Origin of the sequence: Kitasatospora sp. NPDC101235 (assembly GCF_044767505.1) — a bacterium.
GTDB lineage: Bacteria > Actinomycetota > Actinomycetes > Streptomycetales > Streptomycetaceae > Kitasatospora.
In genome coordinates this window covers 32,730-48,380 of the sequence record NZ_JBIWNZ010000031.1, presented here as the reverse complement: position 1 = coordinate 48,380, position 15,651 = coordinate 32,730, and the positions used below count along the sequence as shown (strand labels likewise).

16 protein-coding genes are annotated in these 15,651 nt (G+C 69.5%); 2 read left to right on the top strand and 14 right to left on the bottom strand.

The features are described from left to right. Positions 1-43 precede the first annotated feature (43 nt). The 7 genes from ACIRRH_RS35780 to ACIRRH_RS35750 all read right to left on the bottom strand — a co-directional run bounded on the left by ACIRRH_RS35780 (position 44) and on the right by ACIRRH_RS35750 (position 5,352). Complete coding sequence (locus ACIRRH_RS35780; protein WP_403075905.1) at positions 44-700, bottom strand: GIY-YIG nuclease family protein; 657 nt, start codon at positions 698-700, stop codon at positions 44-46. Positions 701-776: 76 nt separating this feature from the next. Next, a complete protein-coding gene (locus ACIRRH_RS35775; protein WP_403075903.1) occupies positions 777-1,157 on the bottom strand; it encodes a helix-turn-helix domain-containing protein in 381 nt (126 codons plus the stop codon). After that, entirely contained in the window at positions 1,151-1,753 is a 603-nt protein-coding gene (locus ACIRRH_RS35770) for a replication/maintenance protein RepL (protein WP_403075901.1), read from the bottom strand. The genes ACIRRH_RS35775 and ACIRRH_RS35770 overlap by 7 nt, the downstream gene beginning before the upstream one ends. Positions 1,754-2,997: 1,244 nt before the next feature. After that, positions 2,998-3,210, bottom strand: a complete 213-nt coding sequence (locus ACIRRH_RS35765; RefSeq protein WP_403075898.1) for a hypothetical protein — start codon at positions 3,208-3,210, stop codon at positions 2,998-3,000. Positions 3,211-3,444: 234 nt separating this feature from the next. Then, the gene (locus tag ACIRRH_RS35760) at positions 3,445-3,924 is read right to left on the bottom strand and encodes a hypothetical protein (protein ID WP_403075896.1); all 480 of its coding nucleotides are present in this window, start codon (positions 3,922-3,924) and stop codon (positions 3,445-3,447) included. A 285-nt stretch (positions 3,925-4,209) separates the two neighbouring features. Continuing rightward, entirely contained in the window at positions 4,210-4,668 is a 459-nt protein-coding gene (locus tag ACIRRH_RS35755; RefSeq protein ID WP_403075895.1) for a hypothetical protein, read from the bottom strand. A 213-nt stretch (positions 4,669-4,881) separates the two neighbouring features. Continuing rightward, on the bottom strand, positions 4,882-5,352 hold the full coding sequence (locus ACIRRH_RS35750; protein ID WP_403075892.1) for a hypothetical protein: 471 nt from the start codon (positions 5,350-5,352) through the stop codon (positions 4,882-4,884). Positions 5,353-5,998: 646 nt separating this feature from the next. Here ACIRRH_RS35750 and ACIRRH_RS35745 point away from each other — a divergent pair. Next, on the top strand, positions 5,999-6,550 hold the full coding sequence (locus ACIRRH_RS35745) for a hypothetical protein (RefSeq protein WP_403075889.1): 552 nt from the start codon (positions 5,999-6,001) through the stop codon (positions 6,548-6,550). 378 nt (positions 6,551-6,928) lie between these two features. On the opposite strand, the gene ACIRRH_RS35740 is transcribed toward ACIRRH_RS35745, so the two are convergent. The 7 genes from ACIRRH_RS35740 to ACIRRH_RS35710 all read right to left on the bottom strand — a co-directional run bounded on the left by ACIRRH_RS35740 (position 6,929) and on the right by ACIRRH_RS35710 (position 14,663). Then, positions 6,929-7,246, bottom strand: coding sequence for a hypothetical protein (locus ACIRRH_RS35740; protein WP_403075887.1), 318 nt, complete (start codon positions 7,244-7,246; stop codon positions 6,929-6,931). Between the two features lie 89 nt (positions 7,247-7,335). After that, positions 7,336-8,169, bottom strand: a complete 834-nt coding sequence (locus ACIRRH_RS35735) for a DciA family protein (RefSeq protein ID WP_403075884.1) — start codon at positions 8,167-8,169, stop codon at positions 7,336-7,338. After that, positions 8,166-9,638, bottom strand: coding sequence for a transcriptional regulator (locus tag ACIRRH_RS35730; protein WP_403075881.1), 1,473 nt, complete (start codon positions 9,636-9,638; stop codon positions 8,166-8,168). Before ACIRRH_RS35730 ends, ACIRRH_RS35735 begins: the two co-directional genes overlap by 4 nt. A 968-nt stretch (positions 9,639-10,606) precedes the next feature. After that, the gene (locus ACIRRH_RS35725) at positions 10,607-11,455 is read right to left on the bottom strand and encodes a DUF1932 domain-containing protein (protein WP_403075878.1); all 849 of its coding nucleotides are present in this window, start codon (positions 11,453-11,455) and stop codon (positions 10,607-10,609) included. Next, a complete protein-coding gene (locus tag ACIRRH_RS35720) occupies positions 11,455-12,666 on the bottom strand; it encodes an HAD hydrolase-like protein (protein WP_403075875.1) in 1,212 nt (403 codons plus the stop codon). Before ACIRRH_RS35720 ends, ACIRRH_RS35725 begins: the two co-directional genes overlap by 1 nt. After that, positions 12,663-13,676, bottom strand: a complete 1,014-nt coding sequence (locus ACIRRH_RS35715) for an AAA family ATPase (protein ID WP_403076030.1) — start codon at positions 13,674-13,676, stop codon at positions 12,663-12,665. Before ACIRRH_RS35715 ends, ACIRRH_RS35720 begins: the two co-directional genes overlap by 4 nt. A gap of 195 nt (positions 13,677-13,871) precedes the next feature. Beyond that, a complete protein-coding gene (locus ACIRRH_RS35710; RefSeq protein ID WP_403075873.1) occupies positions 13,872-14,663 on the bottom strand; it encodes a GntR family transcriptional regulator in 792 nt (263 codons plus the stop codon). A 380-nt stretch (positions 14,664-15,043) separates the two neighbouring features. On the opposite strand from ACIRRH_RS35710, the gene ACIRRH_RS35705 reads away from it, so the two are divergent. After that, complete coding sequence (locus ACIRRH_RS35705; protein WP_403075871.1) at positions 15,044-15,634, top strand: hypothetical protein; 591 nt, start codon at positions 15,044-15,046, stop codon at positions 15,632-15,634. Positions 15,635-15,651 lie beyond the last annotated feature (17 nt).

Below are 15,651 nucleotides of genomic sequence, written 5' to 3'. Positions count from 1 at the left end.
TACTGGCCATGCGCGCGGAGTCTGTCCTGGGCGGCCTCGATGCCTACTGCTGCCGCGCGGTCACCGTGCGGGCCTTTTCGTCCGGGGCGATGGGCGGCGCGTTCACCTGACGACACGCGGCGGACTGGGCAGCGCTGCTGCCCTCCCAGAACCGGCGGGGATTGAGCTGGTATGTACCGCTACGTGGGCTCGTCTTGAGGAGAATGTTGAGCCCGACGAGACGAGCGAGGGCGACCTTGACGGTCGTGGTGCTGACGAGGATTTCAGGCGCCACGATGTCGGGTGCTACCCGGACGGGCGCCTGCGCTCCACCGTGCTCGCGGATCCAGTCGATCGTGGCCCACTCACCGCCGGTGAGAGCCAGCGTGTGGAGTGGGGGTCCGGCATCCCGGTATCGTCCTGCTCGGTCCTCATGCCCTGGCTCGGGTTCGTACGCTTCGACCGCCACGGTGACTTCGGTGACGGGGTCCCGCTCGCCGAAGTCAAACCACTCCCCGTGGATCCTGTAGCTGCCGAACTCCTTGTGGAGGTACCGCTCCAACCGGGGCCCGCCAGGGAACGTCGCGGCAAGCAGCAGTGCTACAGGCGATCCGGCCTGGAGAGCCGCTAGCCGACTCTCTGGATCGGTGCTGCGTCCAATCTTCGCCGTCCGGCTGCTCGCGGTGGTGATCAGGTAGACGAACTCCGTTGCTGACCGCACCCAGCCCCCACGTGCTCTACCGTCCGGCTATCTACCGGGCACCGTAGCCCCGGGGACCGACAGAGCGCCCAGGCGGTCAGCCGACCGCGCGAAGCCGGGAGCGGCCGGCCTTGGGCGGGGCGGCCTGGTAGTCGGGGATGAGGATGGGGGGGACGCCTTCGCGGGCGGCCCGAGCCATGGCGGCCTGCATCTCGAGTTCGGAGTTGTAGCCGGCGATGGCGGGGTGGAGGCGGTAGCGGTAGCCCTTGCGCAGGACGAGGCCGCGCTCGACGAGGAGGGTCATTCCGCGGCTGACGACCGAGGGGAGGATCTGCAGTTCCTCGGCGATGTCCTGCTGGGTGATCGGGACGACGCCGCCGGGGTTCTGCCGTTCGACCATGACGGAGAGGACGTTCGTGGCGGTGGGGGTGAGTTCGAGGCGCCGCAGCATCCCGAACAGGTCGGTGACCATCAGCATGCTGTCGACTCCTTGTCCCCGGTCTGGAGGGCTTCCAGCCCGATGATGTCAGGGAATCCGTTCTCGAGGGCGAGTGCCCGGAGTTCGGCGAGGAACGTCTGCTGCTCGTCCCCGTTGCCTTTGTACGCGATGAGGGGGTTGAGCTGCCAAATTCCCCGGCCGATGCTGCGGATGTAGTTGCGGGCGGCCAGGTGCTTGAGGGCGGGGCTGACGCTGGAGCGGCTGGTGCCGATCTCGTCGGCGATCTCGCGCTGGATGGCGTGGCAGACGCCGCGTTCGGCCCGGCCGACGATGTTCGACAGCACTGCGCACTGAAGCCTGGTCATCTCGCCGGACATAAGCGCCTGGGGGAGGACGTAGCGGGCGAAGTAGCGGCTGAGGAGGGCGTAGCCGTCGGAGCCGAGGACTTCGTGGGGCGCGCGGCGGTAGAAGCGGGTGCGGGCTTCGTAGATGCCGTCGGGGAGGTGTCCGGCGTAGCCGCGGACGATCTCGGCAGCGAGGTCGCGCTGGTGCTGGGGGCCGGCGGGCTGGAGTCTCGGCTGGCGGGTGCGCTGCGGTGCCTGCCTGCGGGTGCTGTCGCGCTCTGCCTGTGCCAAGACCGTGATCCTTTGCTCGTGTCGACGTCACGCTACACGTTCTTCGCAGCAGTGCGAAGAATCTTGCGCGTGAGTGCGAAACACGTGTCGCGGCGATGGCCGAGCTTTCGACGAGGCAGATCACCTGGCCAGGTCGGATGATCACGCGGACGTCCCAGCGGTGTCGCACCACGTCGACCAAATGTTTCGCAATGGCGCGAAACATTTGGCCTGAATGTCGGCGTTCAGTGACCCCAGATCACCCCAAGTGTCGGAGTAGCTATACCTTTGATTTTCCAAGCTTGCAGGTCAGAGGCATGATCGCCCGATTGCCCTCTTACATAAAAAGGGCCCAGTCCCTCTACCAGAGGTCGCCTCCGGCGGGCTGGCTTCCCCTGCCGCTGCCGCCGCCCGGGCGTGGCACCAAGGCCGGCCTGCTGGTCAGGGCTGGTCAGGGTCACTGCGCCAGTCATGGAAGTCCGGCTGCCGCCGGACCCGGGCCTTGGCGGCCCTTACGGGTTCAGGTGGCTGGTGCCCGTGCCTTGCCGCTGCTGGCGCTGCGCCCCAGCGGCAAGTGCGGGCTGCAGTGTGGTCTCGGCCAGCGCTCCCAGGTTGTGAAGGTGGGCAACAACGGTCGTCGTCAGGTGGGTGGTGACGTCGGTAACCGTTCGGTGACCAGGCAGGCCGCAGTACTCGGCGCAGGCCCGATCGGCAGGCGGCCCTGCCCAGCGCAGGCACCGGCCACTTCCACGATGGCAACTGCCCAGGCCAAGGGCCGTCCACGGCCCGGGCCGGTGCGGTGACGGGCCGACGACGGGGCCGGCCACGGCCCTGACGGCGGACCCGGCGGCGCAGGGCAGGCGGCAGGGGCTGGTCCAGCGCAGCCCTTGGCGCTGGCCACGGGTGCGGGGGCGGAGCACGCCGCGCCCAGCCACCCGCATGGCCGCGGTCCGCATCGGTTCCGCAGTTGCCGCCCGTGCCCGGCCTGGTCGGCAGGGCAGGCGGCGGGCGTTGCGGAGGTGGGGAAGAGCGAAGGGGCGGGGATGGACTCATGGTCCATCTTGGGGGACACCAGGATCACCAAAATGAACCATGAGTCCATCCCCGCCGGGCAGTGCAACCTGCCTTCACGTACATGTGAAGTGATCCCAGGGGCACGGCACATGTACGTGAAGCTCATCAGTGCCTGGGACTACGGCGCAGCACCGCGGGGTCCAGATCGAGCGGGAACGGGTCGGTGAGCTGGGTGGCCTCGCGGACGTCATCTACTGCGCGGGCGGCTGCGTGACGGCGTTGGCCATGGCGGCGGCCAAGGCCTGCTCGAACTGCTCGCGGTCGCCGGGCAGGCCGTAGCGGGACAGGGCGGTGCGCAGCTCGTGCAGGGTGGCCGGCCTCGGCGTGGCCGTGTCCTGGTGGTCGGGCTGGGTGGTCACCTGGGCCTCCTTCTTGGTGGCGGTCGCTGTGGTGGTGGGCCGCATGGTTGACGGTAGCGGGCGTGGGACTGCGGGCGGGTCGCTTCGGTGGCTGTCAGCTCGTGGCCTGGGGGCGGTCGCCGGGCGTACCGATCCCCGCCCCGCGAGCAGTACGAGCGGCTCGTGGTCCGGGTCGAACCGGAGGCTGCGGGTGGGGCTGCCTCGAGGCGGCCCCACCCAGCCAACGCGGGCCGCGAGCTCGGCCTGGCGGCGTTGACGAACCACCCCGCCACACAACTCCTACGGTGCGGTGGTGGCCAGGGTGTCGTCGACCAGCACCTCGGGTGCCGGGTCGGTGGCGGAGCGTGCGTTCTTGGCGTTGGTGACCGCGGGGGCGAGGGCGTCGTACATCCGGCGGGCGATCTGCTCGTCGTGGTGCTCGTGGTCCACCGTATCCCCGAGGCCCCAGCCGGGGTGGCCGTTCCAGTCCAGTTCCTTCAGGTAATCGACCAGCTGGGAACCGGTCAGCGTGACCTTCACCAGCCCCCGAGTCCCGCGTTCTCCTTCCGCTGGCGGCTTGTCCACCTTGCCCAGGTTCTCCGGCCGGGTCCGGTCCCACATGTCGGCAGTACAGATGATCGACATCGTGCCGATCCCCGCCGCCTTGCTCAACGCGGCGTCGTGGGACGGCGGGGACTGGGTCGCGGCTCCACAACCGGCCAGAAGCACGGTGCTGAGCAGCGGGGCGGCGGCGCGTAGGGCGCGGTGGATGGTCTTCACGCGGGTCATGGTCGCGGGCTGCGGCCCGGCCGGGCACGACACGGCGCGGCGATCCACACGAAGGTGCGGTTTCGAGTGGTGGGCTGTTGACGCCCGTTCATACCGGCGCGAACCCGTTCCCCCGGCCCGCGCAGGTCGACCGTTGGCTCCGGGGTCGGCGACGGTCGGCGGCTTCGGCGGTGCTGCCGAGTCCGTGGCCGCCCCGCGCGTGACCGGTTGTCGTGGCGTGACGGCGCAGGCCTCGATGGCGGGGCCGGTCGGTGGCCTGCTCCCGTGGTGGCTCGGTTACGGCGCGGCGGTGGCCAGGGTGTCGTCGATCAGTACCTCGGGGGCGGGGTCTCCGGCCGTGCGGGCGGGCTTGATGGTGTCCAGCGCGCCGCCGATCGCGTCGTAGACCCGGGCGGAGGACTGCTTGTTCGTCCGGCTGTCTCCCGGCCCGGGGTGCGCGTTGTAGTCGAGCTCCTTCATGTAGGTCACTACCTGGGTGCCGGTCAGGTTGACCCGGACGAGGCCGCGGGCGCCCCGGTCGCCGTCGAGGTGGTCGACCGGGGCCTTGTCCAGGTCCCTCCACGGCTTGGTGTCTTTCCAGAGGCCCTCCGGCATGACGACCGAGATGTTGGCGACGCCGGACGCCTTCGTGAGCCGGGCCTCCTGGGAGGGCGGCGTCCGGGTGCCGCAGCCGGTGAGGAGCAGGGCGCCGAGGACGCCCGCGGTGACGCGCAGAGACAGGTACGGGATCTTCACTCGGGTCATAGTCGCGGCGGACTACGCGGTTGGGCATGTTTCGGGGCCGCGATCCACTCGAAAGCGGGGAGACACCGAGTGCCCGGTTGACGCTGGGGCCGGCCCGCCGAGCTAAGCGGTTCCGGTGTTCGCCGGTGAGGGAGGCGGGCCGACGCCGGTTGGCTTCTCTGCCATGCCCCTTGCTGGCGATCGGCAGCGGCGGCCCGGCGGGTGTCAGATATCGACTCGGTGTCGCTGAATCTCTTCCACACTCCATCCCGTGACGGCCGCAACGTCCTTGTCCGGTGTCGAAAGCAGCAAGAGCCATTCGCGCAGCGCTTCGGCCAAGGAGTCGGGCAGGCCGGGGGAGTTCACCGGGAGCTCGTCAATGCCCTCGCCAACGTGGTCGATGTGGAACCACATGCCCGTGGGGTCTAGGCGGGCCGCCGCAGCATCGTAACCATCGAGGCCATTTGTGCCGGCCTCAATCAGGGCACCTGAGCGCCAGTCTGTGATCTCCCACGAGTCCATTCCGGTCTGACCGCCGTTCACGATCCGGTGTCCGGTTTCTTCGAGGCGCCGGATCTCTTCCTCGCGCGCCTCCTCGGCTGCCAGGTTTGCGCGCAGGAGCTCGCAGATGTACTCCCTGATCGGCCCGTCGAGAGCCGTCTGCTGGGTGTTAACAGTCGTGCCGCTGGTGGTCATGGTCATCTCCTTAACACGCCGCGCCTGTGGTGGTGCGGCAGTCTCGCACGCGGTCCCGCCACGAGACGCTCGGCCCGGGCCGGGTATGGCGGTGGGCATGAGGTACCCGGCCATCTTCGGGGTGGTGCTGATCCGGTGTCAGGGCCCGGCGATTTCCGTGTACGTTCCCCGTGTTACAGCAGGTCGTGTTGCAGTCGCGGAGCGTGCTTGTGGTGGACGAATGGCAGTTGTTCTGGACCGACCGGGCAGCGGGTCCGCGGTTCAGTCGCCCATCGGTTGGGGTGATCTGGAAGAGCGTGAGCGACGGTTGACGGCTCGATCGGCATGTCGCGCCCGCGCCGCAGATCCTCATCGTCACGGACGGCCAGGGCTGGGTAAGCGGCACGGACGGCGAGCCCGCGCCCCTCACCCAGGGGCAGGCAGCCCTCTGGGCCGCAGGCGGGGAGTACGAGACCTGGACGGACACGGGCATGACCGTGCTCCTCGTCGAAGCCCAGCGTCCGTCCCAGGACAGCATGCTCGGCGAAGCCGCCCAGCAGCAGTAGGAAATCGTTTTCCTCGGCGGTCGACCGCGGGCATCATGCCTGCTGATCCACAGCTGGGCGAAGGGACAGGACGAGTGCCGCAGGTGTCTGGGAGCGGACAGATGGCGTTGACAGAAATGTGGCAGCAGCACTGGCCGGAGTGTCCTCCCATCGGCCACATGCTCCGCGAGAGGTATCGAGATGTATGGGTCCGATTCCACAGCCTGCCGGGCTCGAAGCGGTACGCCGATAGCGAGACCGAGTACGCCATCATCCTGGAACGCCACAACACTGTCCTGGACGAGCTGTTCACCGGCGCGGACGTCTATGTGATCACACCGGCCTGGACAGCGGAGCCCGACGTTCCTAAACACCAGCCGGACGCGGACTACTGGCAGACCTTGCTGACGGAAGACGATCCGAACCCGGAGTTTCGGACCTACACTCACCTCTTCGCCATCCGCCGGCCTTGGCAGCACGGATGCATCGACCCCCTGCTACGTGAGGTTGCGGACTACAAGACGGCTGGCGTCCTCATCGCCAACGCCCGAATGGAGCGCATCTACCACCCCTATGACGGCGGTGCGGACGTTCTCCTCCCCACGCCCGAAGAGCGGGACCGGCTTCGCGACCGGCACTCCTCCTGGCTCTCCAGCCACCCAGCCGGGCTCTGAGGGGCTGCCGACTCAGCGCAAGAGGCGGATTCCGGCCCGAGGTTCCCGGCCTCAGCAGGCGGCCACTCGCAACACGCCCGGACTGGACACGGAAGGCGATCACCCAGGTCACGAAGATCGCCGACATGCCGGGGTGGAATCTGTACACGACGCTGATGCGGTTGCCGGAGTCGGAGGCCGGGTCGGTGCGGGCGGTGTAGTCGTCGACCTCGGGGTCGGTGCCGCCGGGCACCGGGATGCCGAGCCGCGGGTGGATCGCGAGGCGCTCAACGAGTTTCTCGACGGCGTCCAGCTCGCCGGGGCGCAGCGCGGCCAGGGCGTGCTCGGCGGCGTCGGAGAGGAAGACGTGCAGCGGTTCGCGTTCGGCAGGCTGGTCGGTCACCGGTCGCCGCCAGCGGCGCGCACCCGGGCGAAGGCCTCGTTGGCTGGGGTCCACTGCTGGCCGCCGATAAGTGCGGCGAGGGAGGCCATCGCGTGCTCGTCGGTGCGCAGGGCCAGGCGGTGGCGGTAGGTGGCGGCGACTTCGGCGACGGCGGCGAAGTCGCCGATCGGGGAGGCGTCGAGGGCGGCGGCCAAGGCCTGCTCGAACTGCTCGCGGTCGCCGGGCAGGCCGTAGCGGGACAGCGCGGTGCGCAGCTCGTGCAGGGTGGCCGGCCTGGCCGGGGCCGGGCTCTGGTGGTCGGGCTGGGTGGTCACCTGGGCCTCCTTCATGGTGGCGGCCGCCGAAACGGCGGACCGCAGGATCGACGGTAGCGGTCGGCGGGCGGGTGGTGGAGCAGTCCTGGTCACGCGGCACCGGAGAGGGTCATCGGCGGGCGGGTCGGGCGCAGCGGGACAGCGCCGACGCGAAGTGCTTTGTCGTGGCGGGCGCGGCGTTCGGCGAGGGTCTGGCTGCTAGTGGCGGCCGCGGTACGGGCGGCGGCTTCCTCCTGGTCGGCCTTCTCGGCGAGGCCCTGGGCGAACTGATCCCAGGGCTCGCGGTGGTTGAGGACGGCCTGCTCCTGGCGGCCGATGGCGGCGGCGATGGCCGGGTCGATGGCGGTGGTCGTGCGGCGGATCTCGGCGAGCGCGCGGTGGTAGCCGGCGCTCGCGTCGTCGCGGGTACGGACCGGGGCCTCGGGCTGCTCGACGGCCTGGTGGTGCTCGGTCCGCCGGTCGGAGCCGGTGGCGGCGATGGCGCGGGGCGCCAGGACCCGCAGGTCCCGTACGACGGTCCGGCCCATCTTGCCGTTGATCCGGGCGACGAGTTGGCGGCCGAGCAGGCGCAGCTGGGTGGCGTAGGCCGGGGAGGCGGGCTGGAGGTCGAGCCGGCCGGTGCGCGCGTCGAAGTGGATGGGCTGGACCTTGCCGACGAGCTCGGGGGCGATCTCGGCCCACTGGTCGAGGACGTTGCCGCCAGCGGTCTGGGTGTCCCAGGCCCGTTCGGCGACCAGGCCGGCCAGGGCGGCGCCGAGCCCGATCGGGTCGCGGCCGCCGGTGCGGACCATGGTGCGGCGGGTTGGGCGGGTGGTGGAGCTGCGGCCGCCGGGGGCGTCGGCGCCGCGGGTGCGGGCGGCTTCGCGGGCGGCCTTGAGGGCGACGCGGGCGAGGTCGACACCGCTGGTGGACGTCTCGGTCACGCGGACCTCCAGGGCTGGTGGATGACCATGCGGCCGGTGTGCCGCAGGCGCAGGACCTGGTCGACCAGGCCGTGGGTGTAGAGCTGGCGGGCGTAGTCCTCGCCGCAGTCCCGGATCGCCATCAGGACCATCTCCGGGTCCTTCTGGCCGAGGGTGCGCAGCTCGAGGACGTCTTCGCGGGTGAGCTGGTGCAGGTCGGTCAGCCCGTCCTGGTCCTGGGCGAACAGGGCCAGCTCCTGGGGGCCGGGGCCGCCGGCCTGCCGCACCTGGGCGAAGGCGTCGTCGACCAGGTGGGCGGCGGCGCGGGTGGCCGGGTCCTGCCAGTCGGTGAACGTCCACTCCGAGCTGGTGCGGTTGTGGCGGGCGCGCTCGGCGGAGCGGGACTCGCGCCATTGCTCGACCTGGGCGGCGCGCTCCTTGGGGGTGCGCCAGCCGGGCATCTGGGTCATGCCGCGCAGCCGGTGGGCGAGCAGGCCGGAGGGCCGGTAGGTGCCGCGCTTCGGCTCCTCCAGGGTGGAGAGCCAGGCGATGACCTCCTCCGCCGTCCAGCCCGCATCCGCGACTTCCTGCACGACCCAGGCGATCCGGGGCACCAGAGCACGGCGCAGCCACGGCACCTGGCGGACCAGCTCGGCGGCCAGCTGGTAGCGGCGGCCGACCCGGTTGACGGTGTGCTTGCCCCAGCTCTTCGTGGACTTCTTCGCGGTGGTGGACTTCGGCTTCCCGCTCGCGACGTCTGTCTCAGAGGGGAGGTGAGTACAACCGTCAGCAAGAGCAGTACAGCAACCACCCCCCATTGGGGTGCAACGGCTGTCGGCCGCTGAGGTGCCGTCAGCAGCCTGTGACGCCTGGGACGAGACACCCGCCGAAGCGGCCTGAGTGGTCGTCACCGAGGCCTTTGCTGACGTCTTCGACCGCGCCGCCCGGACCTTTCGCGAGGCCCGCTTGCCGAGCAGCGTCATCGCCGCCCGCCCGGCCTCCGCGATCCCGACCACCCGGCGCCCGGTGCTCTCCCCCACGGTCCGCACGCCCAGGGCGACGTCGAACTCGGCCGGGATCACCCGAACGAACTCGGAGGCCTTCGCCTTCTCGCCGCGGACCCGGGTGCCCTTCGCCATGTAGGCGAGCAGGCCGGCCTCGCGCAGCATGTCCAACTGGTACTGCGCGGTCCGCTCGGTCACGCCCAGGCGCCGCGCCAGGTAGTCCACACCCGGACGACACGGCGACAGCTCCATGAGCAGTTGCGCGGTCCGGATCGCGGTGCGGCCCATCTCCCGCGGACCGTGCGAGCGGGACGGCCGGTAGCAGCCCGAGGCGACCACCCAGTGCACCGCCTGCATCCAGCTGTACGGGTCCAGCGCGACCCGACCGCGGGTAGTTGTCACCCACTGCTCCGCCGCCGGCACCAGCAGCCGGGGCAGCATCGGCACGCACGGGACGAACCGCTGGACGGACTTCGGCACCGTCATGCTGCCCGCTGGCGCGACGTCGACCGGCTTGTGCCGCTGGCCAGGAACGGCCGGAGCGGCTAGAACCGCACGGTCCGAACCCGACCGTGTGACACTCAGCGCCTCACCCAGAGGAGTGATGTGCGTCACATTGTCGACAGCGTGCGCGGCGGATCCGACAACCAGTCCGCTAACCGGTCCCTGGACAGAACCCAAGGCAGGAACGGGGGAGGAGAGTTCTCCCCTCTCTCCGGGGACACCACACGAGCTGAAACCCCTGGTGACGGCCCCGCCGACCGGGACACGGCGGGACTGGAACAGGGTCGTGGCCTGCTGCAAAATGGCAGGGCCTCCTTCTGTGCGTACAGATGGGCAAAGGACCGGCCCGCTCGCGCGGGTCGGGTGAGTAGCCGCCCCGCACCAACGGGTCGGCGACGGACCCCCTCGGGGGTCTGGGTTCTGGGAGAACCGCACTGCGCCCTTCCCGGGCCCCGGCCGCCAAGCCGAGACCCGTTCCGGGCCCTCGTCTGATCGCCAAATCGGACGGATCACGTAAGACCGCTTGTGGTGGCACCACCCACTGCAGCGGCCCTGGGGTTGCTGGCCTCGCCAAAGGCCGGCGCCCCCGATGGTCTAAGTCACCACACCGACCCCCTTCGGGGGAGAGGTGTATCCGCTTATAACGACGGCACCCCGCCGGAGCGACCTCGAACCGGTCGCCTCCACGGCGGGGTGCCGCGTGTGTGCCTGGAGCTGGGTACGGGTACCCTTCACTGCGTCACCACCCTTTGCATGGTTGACCGGGACGGGCCCCCGGCCAGGGGCGCCGATCCACTCTGATGCCGTCCGAGCTTGTCCAAGGCTCGGACGGCAAAGCTTTTTGATCACTGCATGGCAAAGCGTACCCCTGTGGATAACGCCGAGCGTAGCCGCGAGCTCACCGTGTCGATCTGACACCCCAACGATCCGACGGCCGGACAAACCCTCCATCAGATGGACCGCCTCAGCATCTCCAGGGCGTCCTCCACCGAGATCCCGCAGCTGTCTTTCGCGTCCGTCCAATACCGGAGCGTGCCAGCAACCGCGCGCATGACCTCGTCCGGGAGGCCTGCGGCACGCAGCGTGTCGGCGGCCTCCTCCAGCTCGGGCGCCCACCTCCACGCCCTCGAAGCGGTCTTGGCGATGTAGTCGGTCTCGACCAGGTAGCTGCCCTGCCGCGCGCCGGCGACGTCCAGCAGCGCCTGGTCGACGCCATGGTGCTGCGCCAAGCCGTATGCGAGCGCGGCCAGCACCCTGCTTGCCTTCTGGTACGTCGTATAGGCCACCTTGAGCCCGCTGGCTTGACCGATCTCCTCGCCCAGGACGGGCGTCGACACCGAGGTGCCGGCGAAGACTCTGGCGACCAGACTGGTTGCGTCAACCGGGCCGGACAGGAACAACCGGGTGGTCTTGCTGCCGACCGGCGGCGATCCAATCACCGCGCCGTCGACGACCGCGCGAGCGCTACGCCCCACGAGGCTGGCGATCCGCTCGATCCGTTCCGGGCTGATCGCGTTGCCCTCGACGTACACGCCGTCGAACCCAAACTCGGCGGCCTCCCTGGCGACGTCCTCAGCACCGGCCGGAGGGCACAGGCTCAGCACGAACTCGGCCCGCTCCAGCAGCGCGCCAAGGTCGGCCACCGGCTCCAGCCCAGCCTGCTCGGCACGCAGTACGGTCGCGGCGCTCCGCCCGGACGGGCACCACAGCACCCGGGCCCCGGCCGAAACCGCGCAGGCCGCGACTGCCGCGCCCATGCTTCCCGGGTGCAGCACTCCGAGAACCGGCTGATCCAGCATCACCGGTCACCGCCACGAACGAGAGCGAGGGCCTCCACGGCGGTCGTCGCGATGTGATCCGGTTCCGCGCCGTCCGGCCAGGGGCGGCCGTGAGAGATCCAGACAGTGCGCAGCCCAGCCTCCCGGCCGCCGACGACGTCCAGGCTGGCGTTATCGCCGATCATCCACCCGCCCTGGGCAAGGTCCCGGCCGACGCTGGCGGCCGCCACCTCGAAGATCCGGTAATCCGGCTTTCGGGTACCGACTTCCTCGGAGATACACACGGCGTCGACCAGGTCACCGATACCGGAGGCCTTCAGCTTGGCTCGCTGGATCTGCCCGCCGCCGTTGGTGACGACGACGACATGGCGGCCGGACTCCCGTACGGCGGCCAGCGCATCCACCACACCGGGGAACGGCTTGACCGACATGGCGAGCTCCGGCTCGTACCGCGCCCAGAGCTCGTCGGCCGACTCCGGCAGGCCGAGCTCTGCACACAGGCCCTCGATGACGTCCAGGTCCGCCCGGATGCGCATGGCATCGAGCATCCGCTGTTCGACCTCCGGATTCAGGCCGTGACCTGCGCAGTACCCGGTCACCCAGGTCGTCACCGCTGCGAGCCGGTCGATCAGCGTGTCGTCGAAGTCCACCATCACCAGCTCGCCGTCGTCGTGCGGCGTGGTGAGCGTCTGCCGGATTTGCGCGGCTGCAGCCGCGGGCGTGACCGCATCCGTGTGGATGGTCAGATCGAACTGGAAGTCCGGGTTGGCGTCGAGGTCGGCCCGGGTCGCGTCCCATGCGGCCAGCCGCGCCGAAGTGTCCGCGTCGCCCCGGCCGATAGACCGGGCCTCGGACACCTCCCGAGGGCACCACAGCAGGACGGTCAGCCACTGCGCCGGGTAGCCGTTGAGCACGGCCCGCACTCCGTCGACCTGGCCCAGGTGCATCACCGGAACCCCAGCCGTGAACGCAGTGTCCAGGCCTGGCCGGTCCGTTACGTACGTGCTCTCGTACCGCAAGTTCTCGTACACGACCGCGCCCGAAGTCCGAAGCTTCTCCAGTTGCTCGGGCGTGCCCATGCGATAGCCGGCGGACCGGCCGGGCCCGACCTTCACCCGCGAGAACAAGGAGAACTCGGTGTCGAGATCGGCAAGGGCGCGGGTGACGGTGTCCTTCCCAGCAGCCGGCGGCCCGTAGAGGATCACGCCGCGCATGGCGGACGTCCTGCTCATGCGTAGACCTCCCGGATCGCCTGGCGGGCCTGGTCGGCGAGCGAGATCGCGGCGCCGAGCCGGTTGTCGACTACCAGGTGCGGCACTGCCGGTCGCAGATCGACGTCGATGGTCTTGAGGTACTCGTCCCAGCGCTGAAGCTTCCAGGCGTCCCGCGCCGCGGAGCGGAAGGTGACGTACTCGCGCATCGACTCCGGGTCGCACTGGACCCAGATCGGCGCGACATCGACACCGAGCGATGCACAGCGGTTCGTGAGCCGCTGCATCCAGTCCTCGTTGGCCATTTCGGCGATGAAAGGCGCGGTCATCACGGTGGAGATTCGGCAGTTGATGTTGGCCCAGGCCGCCTGCATCAGGCAGTCGTACTCCACGTTGCGCACCTGCTCGCGGTACAGGTCAGTGTGCCGGTCGTTCGGGTCACCGCCGAGTGCCACGAGCAGCCGTTCCACCAGCGGCCGGGTCAGCGGGTCCTTGTCCAGCAGCGGCCAGCCGGTCAGCTGGGCAAGGAATCGAGCGAACTCTGTCTTCCCGGACCCGGCGTAGCCGCCGACCAGGACCACGACCGGCCGATGCGGATCGCCGCCGGTGTGCCGGCGCTTCCAGGCGTCCAGGATCCGTTGCTGCACGCTCATGTGGTCGGCCTCGTCGTTGCCGGGGGCGATCTGGTGGATCGCCCGCTCGACAGCGAGCACGTGCGTTCCGTTGTGATCGTCGCTGGCTGGCGTCAGACGGAACTTTGTCTCCTCACCTGGCAGGGCGGCTCGGAACCCAAGCTCAGGATCCGTTGCCCTGTAGAGAAGGCAGTACGCCCGACGGTAGTGCGGTCCGGGGTAGACCTCACCCTGCTCGTGCTGCCACAACGTCTGCGGGTTCGCGGCCGGGATGCCCCTGAGCCTCGCTTCCTCGGCGACCTGGCGCAGCCTCTCCCCCGCCTTCTCCAATGTCAGCCCGTGCGCCTCCCGCTGCGCGCGCAGCAGGTCAGGCCGCCACCCCGCACGTCCCTTGGCCATGCCCCCACCCTCCAATGTCACCATGCCCGGCAGCCTAGGGCTGACCAGCCAAAACCCGTGTGTACACAGATGTGAATACGTGTGTATGAACGTGTTGATGGAGCTGATGACACGCCTGTGATTCTTCGTCAGGTCTCCAGCCGCTGTGATGGACCTCGCAGCAGCTGGGTGATCTGAAGGAATCGGAGGTGTGCATCAGTGGTCGTCTTTGGCGCGGCCAACCTCATGTGGGAGGCGAGCACTCGGGTGTCGGCTGATTGTGTAGCCGACCTCGAAGAGTTCGCTGCTCATACGCGTGTCGTTGACTTCGAGGACCTGTCCGGTCGGCGAGGTGGTGACCCGCAGCACGCGCAGGAGCGGGACGCCAACATCGGTCGGCAGGCGAAGAGCTTCAGCTTCCTCGGGCGACGGCATGCGGGCGGAGACACTCTCGCTCCACTCCAAGGGATCGTGGCCCATCTCCTCAAGCCTGTCGTAGATCCCGCCTGGTCCGGTGTCGGAGTCAGCGAGACGAGTGCCGCGTGCCAGGTCCGCCGGCAGGTAGCTGGTCGCGAGTTGCTTGGGCGCACCGGTTTCCGGGTCGCCCATCACCCGGTCGCGTACCAAGACCTCGGATCCGGGCTCCAAGCCCATCAGCGCGGCCAGGTCGATAGGAACCACACCCCAGCGGACTGTGGGAGTTTGCAGAGCCTTCCAGGGCTGGGCGGTGGGATCGAAGTAGTAGCCGATCTCGTCGCGGAAGACCTCGCGGGAGCGGGTAACGCGGAGCTTCTCGGGACGCTCGCGGACGATCGTTCCGCGTCGGCGAACCGCGATGACCAGGCCCTCCTGCTCCAGCAGTGCGATGGCGCTGCGGACTGTTTGATAGCCCGCGCCGTACTGCTCCTGGAGTTCTGTCAGCATCGGGAGCTTGTCGCCGGGCCGGTACTGGCCCTCGGCGATCTTCTGACGCAGGTCGGCGGCGATCTCGCGATACGAGGCGGCCACGGCGCTCACCCCTTTCTAAGGCTGGACGGGTCAAGTCTAGCGATAGCTCTATCAGGCGTTGACGGTCCAACACAACGCTGTCGGCGGGTTAGAGCTATCGGTATTGACATCATGCCGCCCGTCCGCTCTACTTGGCAATAGCGATAGCTATAACGCTCCGTGAGGGGTGATAGCTCGCCGTGGTGTAGCCACGCGCACCACAGATTGGGCACCACGCCGGGGTTGATAGCTCCACCAAATCCCCCGGCGGTACCCACTCCGTACGTCGCAGCGCTGGTGCGCTGCCCGCTCGTCAGGGCGCCGGGATCCCCCGGACGGCCTGGAGGGCGGAGATCGCACCACGACGCCAGCCCTTTTCTCTCCGCACCGAGGAGCTCCTGATGACCACCTCGATCCAGGCCCCGATCGCTCAGAAGCGCAACCGTCGCACCCGCACGAAGAACGTGAGCTCTCGCCCGGCGCTGGTCGTCTCGACCCTGCCGCCCACGCACTACGACCTGCTCCCCGGCACCGAGCACCTGGCCTGCCCGGACTGCCAGACCTGGTGCCCCATCACTGGCGCGCAGGGTGAGCAGCCCAAGCTCGTCCCGCACCACACCCAGATGGCCGGCACCCCCGGCGCGCGCCGCTGTATCGGTTCCAACCGGTTGGTCGTCATTGACGTGACGATTGCTGAGCAGCAGCAGGACTGGGCCGACGCTGTTGCGGAGACCGCTTCCCGCCGGCCGACCCGGGTGTTGAAGAAGGTGAAGGCTCCGCAGGCTCCGGCAATTGTCCAGATTGCGCAGCCTCGCCCGGCCGCCCCGGCGCCGACCGCCGCCGAGCGCGCCGAGCAGTGGGCCGCCCGGCTCCTGCCCGTGTTCATCGCCGACGCCCAGCGCCGGATCGCGCTGATCGACACGCCCGGCGACGTCCAGGGCCCGATCCGCGGCATCGAGGCCCCGACGAAAACGCTGCACCCCGCCGCCTGACACCGCGCCAGCACGAA

What these genes read in the sequence shown, in the direction of transcription:
- ACIRRH_RS35750 (WP_403075892.1), bottom strand. Translation starts at nt 5,352, where the DNA reads ATGACCACCAGCGGCACGACTGTTAACACCCAGCAGACGGCTCTCGAC.
- ACIRRH_RS35725 (WP_403075878.1), bottom strand. Translation starts at nt 11,455, where the DNA reads ATGCTGGATCAGCCGGTTCTCGGAGTGCTGCACCCGGGAAGCATGGGC.
- ACIRRH_RS35715 (WP_403076030.1), bottom strand. Translation starts at nt 13,676, where the DNA reads ATGGCCAAGGGACGTGCGGGGTGGCGGCCTGACCTGCTGCGCGCGCAG.
- ACIRRH_RS35765 (WP_403075898.1), bottom strand. Translation starts at nt 3,210, where the DNA reads ATGCGGCCCACCACCACAGCGACCGCCACCAAGAAGGAGGCCCAGGTG.
- ACIRRH_RS35775 (WP_403075903.1), bottom strand. Translation starts at nt 1,157, where the DNA reads ATGCTGATGGTCACCGACCTGTTCGGGATGCTGCGGCGCCTCGAACTC.
- ACIRRH_RS35745 (WP_403075889.1), top strand. Translation starts at nt 5,999, where the DNA reads ATGGCGTTGACAGAAATGTGGCAGCAGCACTGGCCGGAGTGTCCTCCC.
- ACIRRH_RS35720 (WP_403075875.1), bottom strand. Translation starts at nt 12,666, where the DNA reads ATGAGCAGGACGTCCGCCATGCGCGGCGTGATCCTCTACGGGCCGCCG.
- ACIRRH_RS35730 (WP_403075881.1), bottom strand. Translation starts at nt 9,638, where the DNA reads ATGACGGTGCCGAAGTCCGTCCAGCGGTTCGTCCCGTGCGTGCCGATG.
- ACIRRH_RS35705 (WP_403075871.1), top strand. Translation starts at nt 15,044, where the DNA reads ATGACCACCTCGATCCAGGCCCCGATCGCTCAGAAGCGCAACCGTCGC.